Origin of the sequence: Streptomyces humi, from assembly GCF_001005085.2 — a bacterium.
GTDB classification, from domain to species: domain Bacteria; phylum Actinomycetota; class Actinomycetes; order Streptomycetales; family Streptomycetaceae; genus Streptomyces; species Streptomyces humi.
On sequence record NZ_LBMU02000086.1, the window covers coordinates 19,872 to 33,543 of the forward strand.

Annotated in this window: 14 protein-coding genes; 3 read left to right on the forward strand and 11 right to left on the reverse strand. The window is 73.0% G+C overall.

The genetic code is table 11. From position 1 onward, the window contains the following. Positions 1–173 precede the first annotated feature (173 nt). On the forward strand, positions 174–938 hold the full coding sequence (locus tag AAW13_RS33985) for an XRE family transcriptional regulator (protein WP_071659773.1): 765 nt from the start codon (positions 174–176) through the stop codon (positions 936–938). A gap of 59 nt (positions 939–997) precedes the next feature. On the opposite strand, the gene AAW13_RS33990 is transcribed toward AAW13_RS33985, so the two are convergent. The 7 genes from AAW13_RS33990 to AAW13_RS34020 all read right to left on the reverse strand — a co-directional run bounded on the left by AAW13_RS33990 (position 998) and on the right by AAW13_RS34020 (position 7,717). After that, positions 998–2,323 (reverse strand): MFS transporter, encoded by a 1,326-nt coding sequence (locus AAW13_RS33990; RefSeq protein WP_046732561.1) that lies wholly within the window; start codon positions 2,321–2,323, stop codon positions 998–1,000. A gap of 206 nt (positions 2,324–2,529) precedes the next feature. Further along, complete coding sequence (locus AAW13_RS33995) at positions 2,530–3,480, reverse strand: VOC family protein (protein WP_046732560.1); 951 nt, start codon at positions 3,478–3,480, stop codon at positions 2,530–2,532. Beyond that, complete coding sequence (locus tag AAW13_RS34000; RefSeq protein ID WP_240528808.1) at positions 3,461–4,579, reverse strand: 4-oxalomesaconate tautomerase; 1,119 nt, start codon at positions 4,577–4,579, stop codon at positions 3,461–3,463. Before AAW13_RS34000 ends, AAW13_RS33995 begins: the two co-directional genes overlap by 20 nt. Beyond that, a complete protein-coding gene (locus tag AAW13_RS34005) occupies positions 4,576–5,289 on the reverse strand; it encodes a 4-carboxy-4-hydroxy-2-oxoadipate aldolase/oxaloacetate decarboxylase (RefSeq protein ID WP_046732559.1) in 714 nt (237 codons plus the stop codon). The genes AAW13_RS34000 and AAW13_RS34005 overlap by 4 nt, the downstream gene beginning before the upstream one ends. Next, a complete protein-coding gene (locus tag AAW13_RS34010; protein WP_046732558.1) occupies positions 5,286–6,041 on the reverse strand; it encodes a PIG-L deacetylase family protein in 756 nt (251 codons plus the stop codon). The genes AAW13_RS34005 and AAW13_RS34010 overlap by 4 nt, the downstream gene beginning before the upstream one ends. Before the next feature lie 52 nt (positions 6,042–6,093). Further along, the gene (locus AAW13_RS34015) at positions 6,094–6,744 is read right to left on the reverse strand and encodes a GntR family transcriptional regulator (protein ID WP_046732557.1); all 651 of its coding nucleotides are present in this window, start codon (positions 6,742–6,744) and stop codon (positions 6,094–6,096) included. Between the two features lie 115 nt (positions 6,745–6,859). Continuing rightward, on the reverse strand, positions 6,860–7,717 hold the full coding sequence (locus AAW13_RS34020) for a LysR family transcriptional regulator (protein ID WP_046732556.1): 858 nt from the start codon (positions 7,715–7,717) through the stop codon (positions 6,860–6,862). Between the two features lie 146 nt (positions 7,718–7,863). On the opposite strand from AAW13_RS34020, the gene AAW13_RS34025 reads away from it, so the two are divergent. After that, positions 7,864–8,670 carry an EamA family transporter gene (locus AAW13_RS34025; RefSeq protein WP_046732567.1) on the forward strand — a complete coding sequence of 269 codons (807 nt, stop codon included), beginning with the start codon at positions 7,864–7,866 and terminating at the stop codon, positions 8,668–8,670. A gap of 70 nt (positions 8,671–8,740) precedes the next feature. Here the strand turns inward: AAW13_RS34025 and AAW13_RS34030 are convergent, their stop codons facing one another. The 3 genes from AAW13_RS34030 to AAW13_RS34040 are packed head-to-tail and all read right to left on the reverse strand — an operon-like array spanning position 8,741 to position 11,363. Continuing rightward, on the reverse strand, positions 8,741–9,901 hold the full coding sequence (locus AAW13_RS34030; protein WP_046732555.1) for an NAD(P)/FAD-dependent oxidoreductase: 1,161 nt from the start codon (positions 9,899–9,901) through the stop codon (positions 8,741–8,743). Further along, positions 9,898–10,095: a ferredoxin gene (locus AAW13_RS34035; RefSeq protein ID WP_046732554.1), complete on the reverse strand. Its 198-nt coding sequence runs from the start codon at positions 10,093–10,095 to the stop codon at positions 9,898–9,900. Before AAW13_RS34035 ends, AAW13_RS34030 begins: the two co-directional genes overlap by 4 nt. Before the next feature lie 38 nt (positions 10,096–10,133). Beyond that, positions 10,134–11,363 (reverse strand): cytochrome P450, encoded by a 1,230-nt coding sequence (locus tag AAW13_RS34040; RefSeq protein ID WP_046732553.1) that lies wholly within the window; start codon positions 11,361–11,363, stop codon positions 10,134–10,136. A gap of 491 nt (positions 11,364–11,854) precedes the next feature. Here AAW13_RS34040 and AAW13_RS34045 point away from each other — a divergent pair, with 491 nt between their 5' ends. Further along, the gene (locus tag AAW13_RS34045) at positions 11,855–12,895 is read left to right on the forward strand and encodes a zinc-dependent alcohol dehydrogenase (protein ID WP_046732552.1); all 1,041 of its coding nucleotides are present in this window, start codon (positions 11,855–11,857) and stop codon (positions 12,893–12,895) included. Here AAW13_RS34045 and AAW13_RS34050 read toward each other — a convergent pair. Then, positions 12,879–13,550 (reverse strand): TetR/AcrR family transcriptional regulator, encoded by a 672-nt coding sequence (locus tag AAW13_RS34050; protein ID WP_046732566.1) that lies wholly within the window; start codon positions 13,548–13,550, stop codon positions 12,879–12,881. The two genes, AAW13_RS34045 and AAW13_RS34050, sit on opposite strands and share 17 nt — an antisense overlap. Between the last annotated feature and the right edge of the window lie 122 nt (positions 13,551–13,672).

Below are 13,672 nucleotides of genomic sequence, written 5' to 3' on the forward strand. Positions count from 1 at the left end.
CTGACCGTCGAGGCCTGTTCGGGAACCCCCGGGTTTCACGAACGGGCCTTCGACGCGCCCCCCGTTTCACCGTCTTCACACCTGTCCGCCGATTGCGGGCCCGGTTCCCATGGGAAGCCATCCCGACAACAGGGGCGAAACGCCCATAGCGTAATGAAGTCGAGGCACGCACCATGCGGCACCCCGAAGGAGCGCCCACCACCCCACCGGACGATTCGCCCGCGGCGCGGCTGCGCGAGCTCAAGGAGCGCACGGGGCTGAGCCTGGCGGCGCTGGCCGCCCGCACCCCGTACAGCAAGTCGGCCTGGCACCGCTACCTCTCCGGCGCGAAACGGCCGCCGCGCCCGGCCGTCGAGGCGCTGGCCCGGCTCGCAGGCGCCGATCCGGCCACCGTACTGGCGCTGTACGAGGCCGCCGAGGCGGAGCCGGCGGTCGAGCCGGCCGCGCGGCAGCCGCGGGCCGGGCGGTGGTGGCGGCTGCCGCTGACCGTGCTCGCACTGCTCACCGTGGCCGGGGTCACGGCCACCGCCGTGACCGTGTCGTACCGGCGCGGCACGCCGGACGCGCAGCCCGTGTCCGCGGCGCCGAGGTGCCACGGCCGGTCCTGTCAGGGCGAGTTGCCGAACGCTTCGGCGTGCGCCCGGGACGCGCAGACCAAGAGCGCCGTCGCCGACGCCGCCTACGACGTCCGGCTGCGCTGGTCCCCCACCTGCGGCACGGCCTGGTCCGAGGTACGGCTGCACACCCCGCACGCCCGGGAGGTGTCGGTCAGGGCCGGGCAGGACGTGCTCTCCGCGAGTTATCCCGCCGAGGACTCCGCCGGCTACACCAGTCCGATGCTCGCGGTGCCGACGCCCCGCGGCGTGGAGGCCTGCGCCGACGTCGAGGGGAAACTGGCGTGCACCGGGCTGGAGGCCCAGCCCGATCTGGAGGAGTGAGGGAAAAGCGGCGCCGCGCCCGTGGAAGGAGCGCGGCGCCGGACCGCTGGGACGTGCCGTCAGTGGGCGGCGGCCAGTTCCTCCCGGTCCTCGCGGGCCCGCGGCTGTCGCGCCGAGCGCAGGGCGGCGATGCCGATGAACACCATCGAGGAGACACCGGCCAGCGCGAACGCGGTGAAGCCCCAGTCGCCGTTGCCCGCCGCGAGCAACTGGCCGCCCAGCCACGGGCCGAAGACGGCGCCGAAGCGGCCCATGCCGGAGGTCCAGCCGACGGCGGTGGCGCGGTTGTCCGGGGTGGAGCGGATGGAGACGGTCGCGTAGATCATCGTCTGGGCGCTGTTGAGGAAGACGCCGGTGAGGAAGACGACCAGGGTGGTCACACCCATCGGCAGGTGGACGCTGAGCAGATAGACGCCGACGGCGGTGAGGGCGAACCAGACAGCGGCGATGCGCGGGGCGCCGAAGCGGTCGGCGGCGCGGCCGGCCAGCAGCATGCCCACGATCCCGCCGAGGTTGAACACGACCACGAAGGTGAGGGCGTTGGCGAGTGCGTAGCCCTCGGTGCGCATCAGGGTGGGCAGCCAGGTGGCGACACCGTAGACCAGCAGCAGACCGCCGAAGGAGGCCAGCCAGTAGAGCAGGGTCTGGAGCCACTCGCCGCCGCGGAACAGGCCGAGCAGCGCGTCCCAGCGGTCGGCGGCGGTCTTCCTGGCCGCGGCGGTGGGCAGTTCGACCTGGTAGCGGTCGGCCAGGTCGGCGGCCTCCGCGGTGCGGCCCTTGGCGACCAGGAAGCTCAGCGACTCCGGCAGGAACCGGATCAGGACGGGGACGAAGAGCAGCGGGAGCACGCACACCCAGAACGCGGACCGCCAGCCGAACGGGTCGATCAGCCACTTGGCCACGTACGCGGAGAGGATGCCCCCGGCGTGGTGGGCCGTCATGAGCAGGCCGATGGTGATCGCCACCCGGCCACCCCTGGCGTAGTCGGAGACCATGCTGATCGCGGTCGGCAGCAGCCCGCCGAGGCCGACCCCGGCCAGGGTGCGGCCGAGGCCGAAGACCGCGACGCTGCCCGAGACCGCGCAGATGCCGGAGGCCAGCGAGAACAGCGTGACGCAGCCGGTCATCAGCTGCTTGCGGCCGATCCGGTCCGCGACCGTGCCCGCGGTCAGGGCGCCCACCAGCATGCCGAACGTGGCGTAGGAGCCGAGGTCGCCCGCCTGGTCCGCGGTGAGGCCGAAGGTCTTCGTCTCCAGCAGGTGGGGCAGCACCGAGCCGTAGATGAACATGTCGAGGCCGTCGAAGAGCACGGCCAGCCAGCACAGGCCGACCACCAGAAGAGCCAGTCTGCCGCCGCGGGCGGAGGGGGCGGGTGAGGAGGACATCGTTGTTTTCCTCTCGTCCAGGAGGCGTTCCCTGGAGGGGATCAGTGAGCGGGCCGCGCGGCTCGTGCGGCTGGCCCGTGGTGCGCTAGACGTTAAGGACCCCGATCCCGAGTGTCAACGTTTTTGTTAACAATCTCAGGAAAGCGAAAGAGGGCGCCCCGCGCACAGCCGTGCGCCGGGCACCCCCCTTGCGGACCGGTGGCGGATCAGGCGACCGGCGGTGTCCCGTGCGTGTGGAAGGACTCGATCGTCTTCAGGCCCCAGGCCTGCCCCTTGGCCCGCTCGGCCTCGGTCCAGGTGATCAGCGGCCAGTCGGGGGCCAGCACCAGCCGGGTCAGCGGGTTGCACAGCTCGATGCGGTTGCCGCCGGGCTCGTAGACGTACAGGAAGAACGTCTGCTGGATGGCGTGCTTGTGCGGGCCGGTCTCGATGAACACCCCGCTGTCGATGGCGAGATCGGCCGCGCGCAGCACGTCCTCACGGGTGTCGGTGGCGAACGCGATGTGGTGCAGGCGTCCGGCCGAGCCGGTCCAGTCGGACGTGTAGACGACGTCGTACGACTTGTTGGTGAAGGTCAGCCAGCGGGCGGCGATCCGCCCCGTGTCGAGGCGGATCTGCTCGGTCGGCCGGGCGCCCAGCACCCGTTCCTGGAAATCGGCGTTGGCGAGCACGTCGGCGGCCAGGAAGTTCACGTGGTCGAGGCGGCGGACGCCGACCCCCCGGTTGGGCTTGGCCTGCGGCTGGTTCTTCAGCGCCGGCCTGAGCCCGTCGGGGGCCTGGTAGTGCTCGCTCTCCCAGTAGAGGGCGTGCTCGTGGCCGTCCGGGTCGGTGGTCACGTAGAGCTTGCCGAGTCCGGGTTCGTCCTCGGTCCAGTGGCCGGTGCCGCCCGCCTCCTCGACCGCCCTGACCCGCCGGTTCAGCGCCTCCTCGCTGGAGGTGCGCAGGGCGAGCCGGCCGAGGCCGGGCTGCTCGCGGGCGGTGAGCACCAGGCTGTGGTGCTCGTAGTCGTCGAAGGTGCGCAGGTAGACGGTGTCGCCGTGGCGGCCGTTGACGGTCAGTCCGAGGTAGTCCGTGAAGAAGGCGACGCTGGCGTCCAGGTCCGGGGTGAAGAGCTGGGCATGGCCGACATGGGCGATGTCACCGAGGGGCGGGGCCATCGTTGCCTCCTTGGGGTTGTGCGGGGACGGCGGCGGCACGGGGGAAGACGGTGCCGTCGAAGATCTTGCGGGCGGTGCGGACGACCGCGGTGCGGCGGACGGCCGGCGGGTTGCCGTCGGCTCCTGGGTCGACGCCGGCGTCGATCTCCAGGAAACCGGTGGGGTGTTCGATGCGGAGACGGTCCCCGTGGTCCGGGAGCCGGGCGATCCCCTCCCCCACCCCGCCGGGCAGCCGCAGGCCCGCGGCCACGCCGGCGGCGCCGAGGACGCCGATCGAGGTGTGGCAGCGCACCGGGATGAAGGTCCGGGTGGCGACCGCGCCCCCGGCGCGGGGCGGGGCGAGCAGGCTGAGCTTGGGCACGGTCGCGGTCTCGACGTCGCCGAGGCCCATCAGTCCGCCCGCCGCCAGCCGGATCTCGTGGAGCCGGTCGGCCAGGGCGAGGTTCTCCTCCAGGTCCTTGGGCGTCTCGTACCCGGTGACACCGAGGGCGCTCGCCGCGACGAGCACGGTCGGCATGCCGTTGTCGACGCAGGTCACCGTGGTACCGGCGACGGTGTCACGGACGTTGCCGGTGGGCAGCAGCGGTTTCCGTCCGGGCGGGAACTCGATCACCACCGGGGCGGCCGTGCCCGGGACTCCGGAGATCTCGGCATGCCCGGTGTAGTCGACGCGCCCGCCCGGGGTCGCGAAGGTGGCGACCGCCGACTCCCCCGTGTTGAGCATGCGGATGCGCACGGACGTCTCGCCGTCACCGGCGGCCACGAGCCCCCGCTCCACGGCGAACGGGCCGACGCCGGCGAGGATGTTGCCGCAGTTCTGGCGGTCGGTCACGACCGGCCGGTCGACCGCCACTTGCAGGAAGAGGTAGTCGACGTCCGCCTCGGGATCCTCCGACGCCGAGACGACCGCCACCTTGCTGGTGAGGGGGTGCGCCCCGCCCAGGCCGTCGATCTGGCGCGGGTCGGGGCTGCCCATGACCCGCAGCAGCAGGTCGTCCCGGGCGGCGGGGCCGGCGGGCAGGTCCCCGGCCAGGAAGTACGCGCCCTTGGAGGTGCCGCCGCGCATCAGCATGCAGCGCACCTCTTCGGACCCGGTCACTTCGCCTGCTCCTCGTACTCCTCGTACTCCTCGTACGTCCGGTACTCCACGCCGAGCCGCCGGAGCGTCTCCCGCAGTCCGTAGCGGTCCAGGCCGAGCTGGCCGTCGAGGAAGGCGGCGCGGGTCGCGGCCTCCTTGGCCTCACGGGCCGCGGACTTCTCGGCGGTCTCGCGGGCGCGTTCCCTGGGTACGACCACCACCCCGTCGTCGTCCGCGAGGATCACGTCGCCGGGGCGGACCACCTGGCCGTCGATGGCTACCGGCACGTTGACCGAGCCACCGGTGGCCTTGACCGTGCCCTGCGCGGAGACCGCCCGGGACCAGGCGGCGAAGCCCATCTCGCGCAGCTCCTGGGTGTCGCGGATGCCGGTGTTGAGGACCACCCCGCGCACCCCGCGCTGCTTCAGCGCGGTCGCGAAGAGCTCGCCGAACAGGCCGTCCGTACAGGGCGAGGTGGTGGTGACGACCAGGATGTCGCCCTCGCCGCACTGCTCGACGGCCGCGTGGATCATGAGGTTGTCGCCGGGCCAGCCGAGCACGGTGACGGCCGTACCGGCGACCCGTACGCCCTGCTGGACGGGCCGGATCTCCGGACCGAGGAGCCCGGTCCGCCCCATCGCCTCGCTCACGGTGGCCACCCCGAAGCCGGCCAGCGCGTCGACGTCCTTCAGCTCCGCCTTCGGCGGGTCGGTGACGATCACGCCGCTCATGCCAGCTCCTTCGCGATCTGCGGGAACGGGCGCATGAACGCCTCGGCCATGGTGTCGTGGGCCAGGCCCAGGTTGGGTCCCGCGTTCCGCTTCAGCTGGACGCCCCGGCGGACCGCGAGGTCGGTGTAGTAGGCCCACAGGTGCTGCTGGGCGCCGAGGCACTCCATCGCCTTGCGCTTGGTGTCCCAGACCTCGGTGATGTCCAGCAGGACCTCGGGCCGGAAGCCGCTCATCTCCGGCTGGTGCGGCTCGAAGTAGAACACCGGCGGGGCGCCGATGATGTCGCCCTCGCCCGGGTAGCCGATCGCCTGGGCGAGGATCCGGGCCTCCAGGGCCATGCGGTTGGCGGCCGGGTGGTCGCCGTTGTAGGGGTCGTCGACGGGGTGCGTGAGCACGACGTCGGGCTGGGTCTCGCGGTAGACGGCGACCAGCCGGTCCGTCAGCTCGGCGGAGGCCACCAGCGGGTAGTCGCCGGCGTCGAAGAAGCGGACCTCGGCGCCGAGCGCGGCGGCGGCCCGCTCGGCCTCCTCCCGGCGTATCGCCTTGATCTCCTCGAGGTTCCTGCCCTCGCGCCACGCCTTGGCGGACTCACCTCGCTCGCCGAAGGTCAGACAAGCGATGGTGACCTTCTCGCCCCGGGACGCGGCCAGGGCGATGGCTCCGCCCGCCCGCCACACGAAGTCCCCCGCGTGTGCGGTGACGACCAGGGTGGACCGCGGTGGGTTGGTGGCGGGCGCGTCGGCATGCGTCATTGCAGAAATCTCCTTGGTGGACAGGTGTGCGCCCACCCCGCCCCGGGCGTGCTCAGTCGCGCAGTGCTTCGATCACGCTCGTGAGGTGGGCGCGGACGGCCGCCTCGGCCGCCTGCGGGTCCCTGGCCCTGATCGCCTCGATCATCGCCAGGTGCTCGTTCAGGGAGTGCTGTGGACGCCCCGGGCGCAGCGCCAGCTGGAAGCGGTGCCGCACCAGTTGGGCGTTGAGCCGCTCCAGCAGTTCCACGGCGGTCTGCTGGCCGGAGATCACCCGGATCCGGGCGTGCAGTTCCTGGTTGAGTTCGGAGTAGGTGACCGGTTCGCCGTCGGCGACGGCCTTGGTCATGGCCGCCCCGAGGTCGGCGAGCTCGGTGAGCTGCTCGTCGCTGGCCGCGACGGCCGCCTTCGCCGCGCACAGTCCTTCCAGGACCATGCGGCACTCCGTGATCGCGACCGCCTCCTGCACGGTCACCACCCGCACCCGCGAACCGCGGTTGCGGATGCGCTCCACCAGTCCCTGGGCCTCCAGATCGATCAGAGCCGCACGGATGCTGGCCCGTGTCACACCGAACTCCTCGGCGAGCTCGTTCTCCACCAGCCGCTGGGCCGGGGCCATCTCGCCGTGCAGGATCGCCTGCCGCAGCAGCGTGAGCGCATGCTGCTTGGCCTGCTCTCCGCTGGTCGGACGGGCTTCTTTCGGCATCGTGCCCTCCCTGAGTGAGTGCCTGTCGAACGTAAATCTAGCCAAACAAGATTGTCAACAATTTTGTCTGCCGTATTGCCGGGACTGCTCGGCGGGGCGTGGCCGGACCGCACGCTCAGCCGGTGCGGTACAGCTCGCTGAGCAGTTCGAGCACGGCCTGCTGGGCGGGGTGCGGATCGTCCCGCCACCAGGCCAGCCGGACGGCGACCGGTTCGGCGTCCCGCACCGGCCGGTAGACGATGCCGGGCCGCGGGTACTGGTGGGCGGTGGACTCCGCGGTCACCCCGATGCCACGGCCGGCGGCGATCTCGGTCAGCCAGTCGTCGACGGAGTGGGTCTCCTCGACGGCCGGGCGGAGCTCCGGCGGCCACAGTTCGGGCGTGGTGGTGCCGGTGCGCCGGTCGGTCAGGACGGTCCGCCCGGTGAGATCCGCGAGCCGTACGGACCGGCGCCGGGCCAGCGGATCGTCGGCGGCCGTCGCGCACAGCCGCCGTTCCAGGCCCACGATGGCCGTGTCGAAGCGCCGGTCCACCAACGGCCGCCGTACCACGGCCAGATCGCAGGCCCCTTCGCCGAGTCCCGCGGACGGCGAGTTCACCCGGATCAGATGCAGGTCGGTCGCGGGGTGCGCCGCGTGCCATCCCCGCTGGAAGGCGACGGTGTGCCGCCCCACCGCCGACCAGGCGTACCCGATCCGCAGCCGGGCCGGCCCCGCGGCGGCCTCCTCGACCAGCCCGGCGACGTCCGCCAGCACCCGCCGGGCCCGCTCCACCACCCGCAGCCCGGTCGCCGTCGGCGTGACCTCCCGCGAGGTGCGCCGCAGCAGCCTCACCCCGAGGGTCCGTTCGAGCCCGGCCAGGGTGCGGGAGACGGCCGCCTGGGACACCCCGAGGACGATCGCCGCGTCGGTGAAGGTGCCCTCGTCGACGATCGCGACGAGACAGCGCAGCTGGCGAAGCTCCACTCCATCCATACGCTCATCGTATAGATGGCGGCCCGCATGCATTGTGCGCATACGAGAGCCGGGACCACCCTCTCCCCATGAGACGAGCTCTCGAACACCCGGCGATCGCGCCCTCCCCGATACCGGCCGAGCCCGCCCCCGCCCGGCTCAAGGGGGTGGCGACCATGTTCGGCAGCGGCCTGTCCAACCAGACCGGCGCGGCCATCGGCTCCCTCGCGTTCCCCGTCCTCGGCCCGCTCGGTGTGGTGGCGGTACGGCAGTACGTCGCCGCCCTCGTGCTGGTCGCCGTCGGCCGCCCCCGCCTGCGCGCCCTCACCTGGCGGCAGTGGTGGCCGGTGCTGCTGCTCGCGGTGGTCTTCGGCACCATGAACCTGACCCTGTACACCGCGATCGACCGGATCGGCCTGGGCCTCGCGGTCACGCTGGAGTTCCTGGGCCCGCTCACCGTCGCGCTGGCCGCCTCCCGCCGCCGGCTGGACGCGGGGTGCGCGGTGCTGGCCGCGGCCGGAGTGGTGGTGCTGATGCGTCCGCGGCCGTCGACGGAGTACGCGGGGCTGGCGCTGGGCCTGGTGGCCGCGTGCTGCTGGGCGTCGTACATCCTGCTGAACCGGCTGGTCGGGCAGCGGGTGCCCGGCGCCCAGGGCGCGGCCGCGGCGGCGTGCGTGTCCGCGCTGACGTTCCTGCCGATCGGGGTCGTGGTGGGCCTGCGACACCCGCCGACGGCCGGGGCGGTCCTGTGCGCGGTGGCCGCGGGCGTCCTCTCGTCGGCGGTCCCGTACCTGGCCGACCTGTTCACCCTGCGGAGCGTCCCGCCCCAGACCTTCGGCCTGTTCATGAGCGTCAACCCGGTCCTGGCGGCGCTGGTGGGCCGGTTGGTCCTGGGCCAGACCCTGGGCGCCCCGGAGTGGGCGGCGATCGGGGCGGTGGTCGCGGCCAACGCGGTGAGTCTGGCGTCCCGTTAGGAGGCAGGGGAACCGCGCGACCGGCGACCACCGGCCTGCGGCTCCCCTGCCTCGTCCAGCCCGCCCCGGTTCAGCCGACGGCCTCCCGCCAACTCGTCGCCACCGCGATCCGCTGCCGCCACCCCCGCAACGCCTTCGGCGTCACGCCCACCGCCAGCACCCCACCCAGCCGTTCCCCCCTCCGATAGGCGGCGACGAACCGGCCCTCCGTCAGATCCCCCTGCACCACACGCACTTCCTCGGCGCCCCGGAGGTACCCGTAGGCCTGGATCCGCATCCCGTACTGGTCCGACCAGAAGTACGGCACCGGCGCGAACGCCTTGCGCGTGCGGGGGCCGAGCAGATTGCGGGCCGCCGCCGTCCCCTGCTCCGCCGCGTTCGTCCGGTGCTCGATCCGCATCCCGACGCCGAACAGCGGGTTGTGCCAGCGGGCCACGTCCCCCGCCGCGTACACACCGGGCGCCGCCTCGCAGTACTCGTCGCACACCACCCCGTCGCCCACGGTCAGCCCGCTGCCGGCCAGCCACTCGACGTTCGGCCGTGAACCGACCGCGACCAGCACCTCGTCGGCCTCGACGACCTCCCCGTCGGCGAGCCGTACCCCGTCCCGCGACACCTCGGTCACGGTGACCCCGGTCCGCAGGTCGACCCCACGTTCCAGATGGGCCCGGGACAGCACCCGCCCCACCTCCTCGCCGACGGCGTGCGCGAGCGGCACCGGGGCGGGTTCCAGCACGGTCACCTGTGCGCCCAGCTTCCGGGCGACGGCCGCCGCCTCGGCGCCGAGGAACCCGGCGCCGACCACCACCAGCCGCCGTCCAGGCCCGATCCGCTCCCGGAGGGTGAGCGCGTCGTCGAGGGTCCGCAGCACATGCGCGCCCTCCCCGGGCAGCCGGCGCGCCCGTGCCCCCGTGGCCACGATCAGCCCGTCGTACGTCAGCACTCGGCCGTCGGCCAGACGCACCGAACGGTCCGCCGTGTCCAGCCCGGCGGCCGCCACCCCGAGCCGCAACTCCAGCTTCAGGGAGTCGAGTTCGTCGGGTGCGCGGAGTGCCACCCGGTCCGGGGCCCACTCGGCCGACAGCACCTGCTTGGACAGCGGCGGCCGGTCGTAGGGCGCGTGGGGTTCGTCGCCGACGACGGTGAGGGTGCCCGCGTAGCCGTCGCGGCGGAGCGTCTCGGCCGCCGCGAGCCCGGCGGCCGAGGCGCCGACGATGACGATCCGGTTCACCGCTCGGTCAGCCGGATCGCCGCGGCCGGGCAGATGGCCACGGCCTCGCGTACGGCGTCGAGGCTGTCCGGCGCGGGTTCCTCGTCGGTCACGAAGGCGATGCCGTCCTCGTCCCGCTGGTCGAAGACCTCGGGAGCGGTGAGCACGCACTGCCCGGAGGCGACGCACTTCGGTTCGTCCAGTTCGACACGCATGGTGTGCTCCTTGCTGTTCGTGGGGGGAGTGGGTGGGGTCACCAGGTGACGGGGAGTTCGTAGACCCCGTACACCGAACCGTCGTGCTTGAACGGCAGTTCGGCGATGTCGGCGGCGAGCCGCAGGCCCGGTACGCGGCGGTAGAGGGTGCCGCAGACGACCTGGAGTTCCATCCGGGCCAACGGCTGGCCGAGGCACTGGTGGACGCCGAAGCCGAACGCGACGTGCCGGCGGGCGTCACGGGTGAGGTCGAGGCGGTCGGGGTCGGGGAAGGCCTCGGGATCGCGGTTGGCGAGGTCGTTGGGCAGGATCACGCCCTCGCCGGCCCGGATCAGCTGCCCGGCGACCTCGATGTCCGCGAGGACGGCGCGACGCCGGCCGCCGTGCACGATGCTCAGGTAGCGCAGCAGTTCCTCCACCGCGGAGGCGATCAGCTTCGGATCGTCGGTGTCCCGCAACAGGGCCAGCTGCGCCGGGTGTTCGAGCAGCGCGAGGGTACCGAGAGCGATCATGTTGGCGGTGGTCTCGTGGCCGGCGAGCAGCAGCAGGACGCCCATCTGCGCGGCGTCGAGTCGGGACAGCTCCCCCGACTCGACCCGGGCCACGAGCCCGGACAGCAGGTCGTCGCCGGGGTGCGTCATCTTCTCGCCCATCAGCTCGTCGAGATAGCCGATCAGCTCGCCGTGCGCGGCCGTCCGCTCCTCCACCGCCGCGTCCCGTTTGATGAGGATCCTGCTGTTCTCCTGGAAGAAGTCGTGGTCGTCGTACGGCACGCCGAGCAGGGCGCAGATGACCAGCGAGGGCAGCGGAAGCGCCAGGGCCTGGACCAGGTCGACGGGTTTCGGTCCGGCGAGCATCGCGTCGACGAGGTCGTCGGCGATGGTCTGCACGGCCGGGCGCAGCGCCTCGACACGCTTGATCGCGAACGGGGCGGTCACCATGCGGCGCAGCCGGGCGTGCTCGGGGTCGTCCATCAGGATGAAGCCGATGTCGTTCTTGCCGCTGCCGGGCGCCTGGAGCGGATATCCGGGGCTGGTGAGGTCGGCGCTGACCCGGGGGTCGAGCAGTACGGCACGCTGGTCGGCGTACCGGGTGAGCAGCCAGTAGTCCTTGCCGTCCCAGAGCCGGACCCTGGCGAGCGGGCCCTCCTGCTGGGCGGCGGTCAGGGCCGGCGGCGGGTCGAAGGGGCAGCCCGCGGCCCGCGGCATCGGGAACCCGGGTACGCGCGCCGCCGGGTCGTGTTCGGCGCCGGTCAGGGTGTCGGCCATCTCTGTCTCCTCGGTGTGGGGGGGGGCTCCGCTCGGTGCGGAGCGCCGGGACGATGGGTGCGAGGCCTTGATGAACACACGCAAACGAGTGATGCCGACTGCTCCCGGCCAGTTCCGTGACCGGTGGCTGACGTGCTCCAGGTCACCCGGAGACGCCGTCCGCACTCCGGCCACGTCAGCTGCGGCGACCGTCACCTCCCTCGCGGCGCAGACATGCAATGACCCGTCGTTCGGGGCGGTCAATTCGCTTGCTTGACTCAAGTAAGCCACATGTGCTTGCCTAACTCAAGTAATCGGGGTCGCGCCGAGCGGGGCCGCCCCGACGGGCCCGCCCGGCGGACGGGCCCGGCGCCGGACCCGTGGGGACGGGGACCGGCGCGGCCCTCGGGCCGGCCGTCGGCCCATTCCCCCCGGCCCGGCCGGCCCGAGGGCGCCTCCTCGGGCGGACCTTCCGACGCCTTCCAGACACCCCAGAAAGCGAGAGTCACCCCATGGCCACGATGAAATCCGTACAGACCGGTGGCGTCGGCAGGATCGAGGTCGTGGACGTCGAGCGTCCCGTGCCCGGTCCGAAGGACGTGCTGGTGCGGATCCGCGCGGGCGGTGTCTGCGGCACCGACGTCACCTTCCTGAACCTGGGCGGCATGCCCGCCCGCGCGCATCTGGGCGGCGACCTGGTACCGGTCGCGCTGGGCCACGAGCCGGCCGGCGAGATCGTCGAGGCCGGCGCCGACGTCACGGGGCTGAAGGTGGGCGACCGGGTGGTGGTGAACCCGCAGGACGCGCCCACCGGGATCATCGGCTGCGGCGGGAGGTACGGCGCGCTCAGCGAGTACCTGCTGATCGAGAACGCCGAGGCCGGCCGGAGCGTCGCGGTCTTCCCGGACTCCGTGCCCTTCGAGGTCGCCGCCCTCAACGAGCCGATGGCGGTCTCCCGGCACGCGGTCAACCGCTCCGGGGCGGGGCCCGACGACCAGGTGGTGGTCTTCGGCGCGGGCCCGATCGGCCTGGGCGCCGTGATCTGGCTGAAGCTGCGGGGGGTGCGGCACGTGGTCGTCGCCGACGTCATCCCCTCCCGGCTGGAGAAGGCGCTGGCCGTGGGCGCGGACGCGGTGGTCGACTCCGCCCGGGAGGACGTCACCGCCCGCCTCACCGAACTGCACGGGCAGAGCGCCAACGCGCTGGGCCAGCCCCGGCCGGGCACCGGCATCTACCTCGACGCGGCCGGCGCTCCCGCCGTCTTCGACACGGTGGTGGCCAACGCCAGGTGGCACGCCAGGCTGGTGATGGTCGCCGTGCAGAAGAGGGGCGAGGTCGACCTCGGCGGCATGCTGCGCAGCGAGCTGACGCTGATCGCCTCGCAGGGCTACCCCACCGAGATCTTCGAGGTCACCCCCGAACTGGTCGAGCACCACGAGCGGTTCGCGCGGCTGATCAGCCACCGGGTCCCGTTCACCGAGGTGGCGCACGCCTTCGAGCTGGCCCGCACCCCGGGCGCGGCCGAGAAGGTCGTCGTCACCTTCGATGCGTAGCGGGCGGCCGCGGCGCCGTGACGGGCGCCCGCCACAGTCCGAGCAGCGCGTCGGTGAGTCCGGTGGCCGCGTCGCTCCAGGTGGCGCGCGGGGTGGCGGTCCCCTCGGCGAGGGCGCGTTCCCGTTCGGCGCAGGTGTGCAGGATCAGTGTCCGCGCCATCTGGCCGCGTTCGGCGCGGACCTCGGCGGGCAGCTCCGGAAGACGCCGGTTCAGTCCGGCCACGGCCTCGCGCAGCGAGGGCGAGGCCAGGGACTCCTCGATCATGATGTCGTACAGGGCCGGGTCGGTCGCCACCTGGGCGCAGAAGCGGGCGTACCAGGTGGGGCTGCCCAGGCTCGCGAGGTGTTCGGTGATCGGGCGGACCAGGCAGTCCACCCAGTCACGGACGTCGTCGGAGTCGCCGACCGCGGCCAGCAGCCGGACCCGGATCTCCTCGATCCGGTCGAAGTGCCGGGCGGCGATCGCGCGGACCAGGTCGGCCTTGGTGCCGAAGTGGTAGCCGACGGCGGCGTTGTTGCCCTGCCCGGCGGCCTCGCTGACCTGCCGGTTGGACACGGCGTACACGCCCCGCTCGGCGAACAGGCGCTCCGCCGTGCCGAGGATGGCCTCGCGCGTGGCGCCCGCCTGCTCGGCCCGCGCCGTCCTGCCCGCCATGTCCACCACCGCTCCGGGACCGCGCACCACCCGGTCCGGCCGGTCCCGCGCGCCGCACCGGGGCCCCGCCCGGGGCGGCGGGGTCCAGCCGAAAAAGCCTACGCGGCGACGCCGCCGGATGC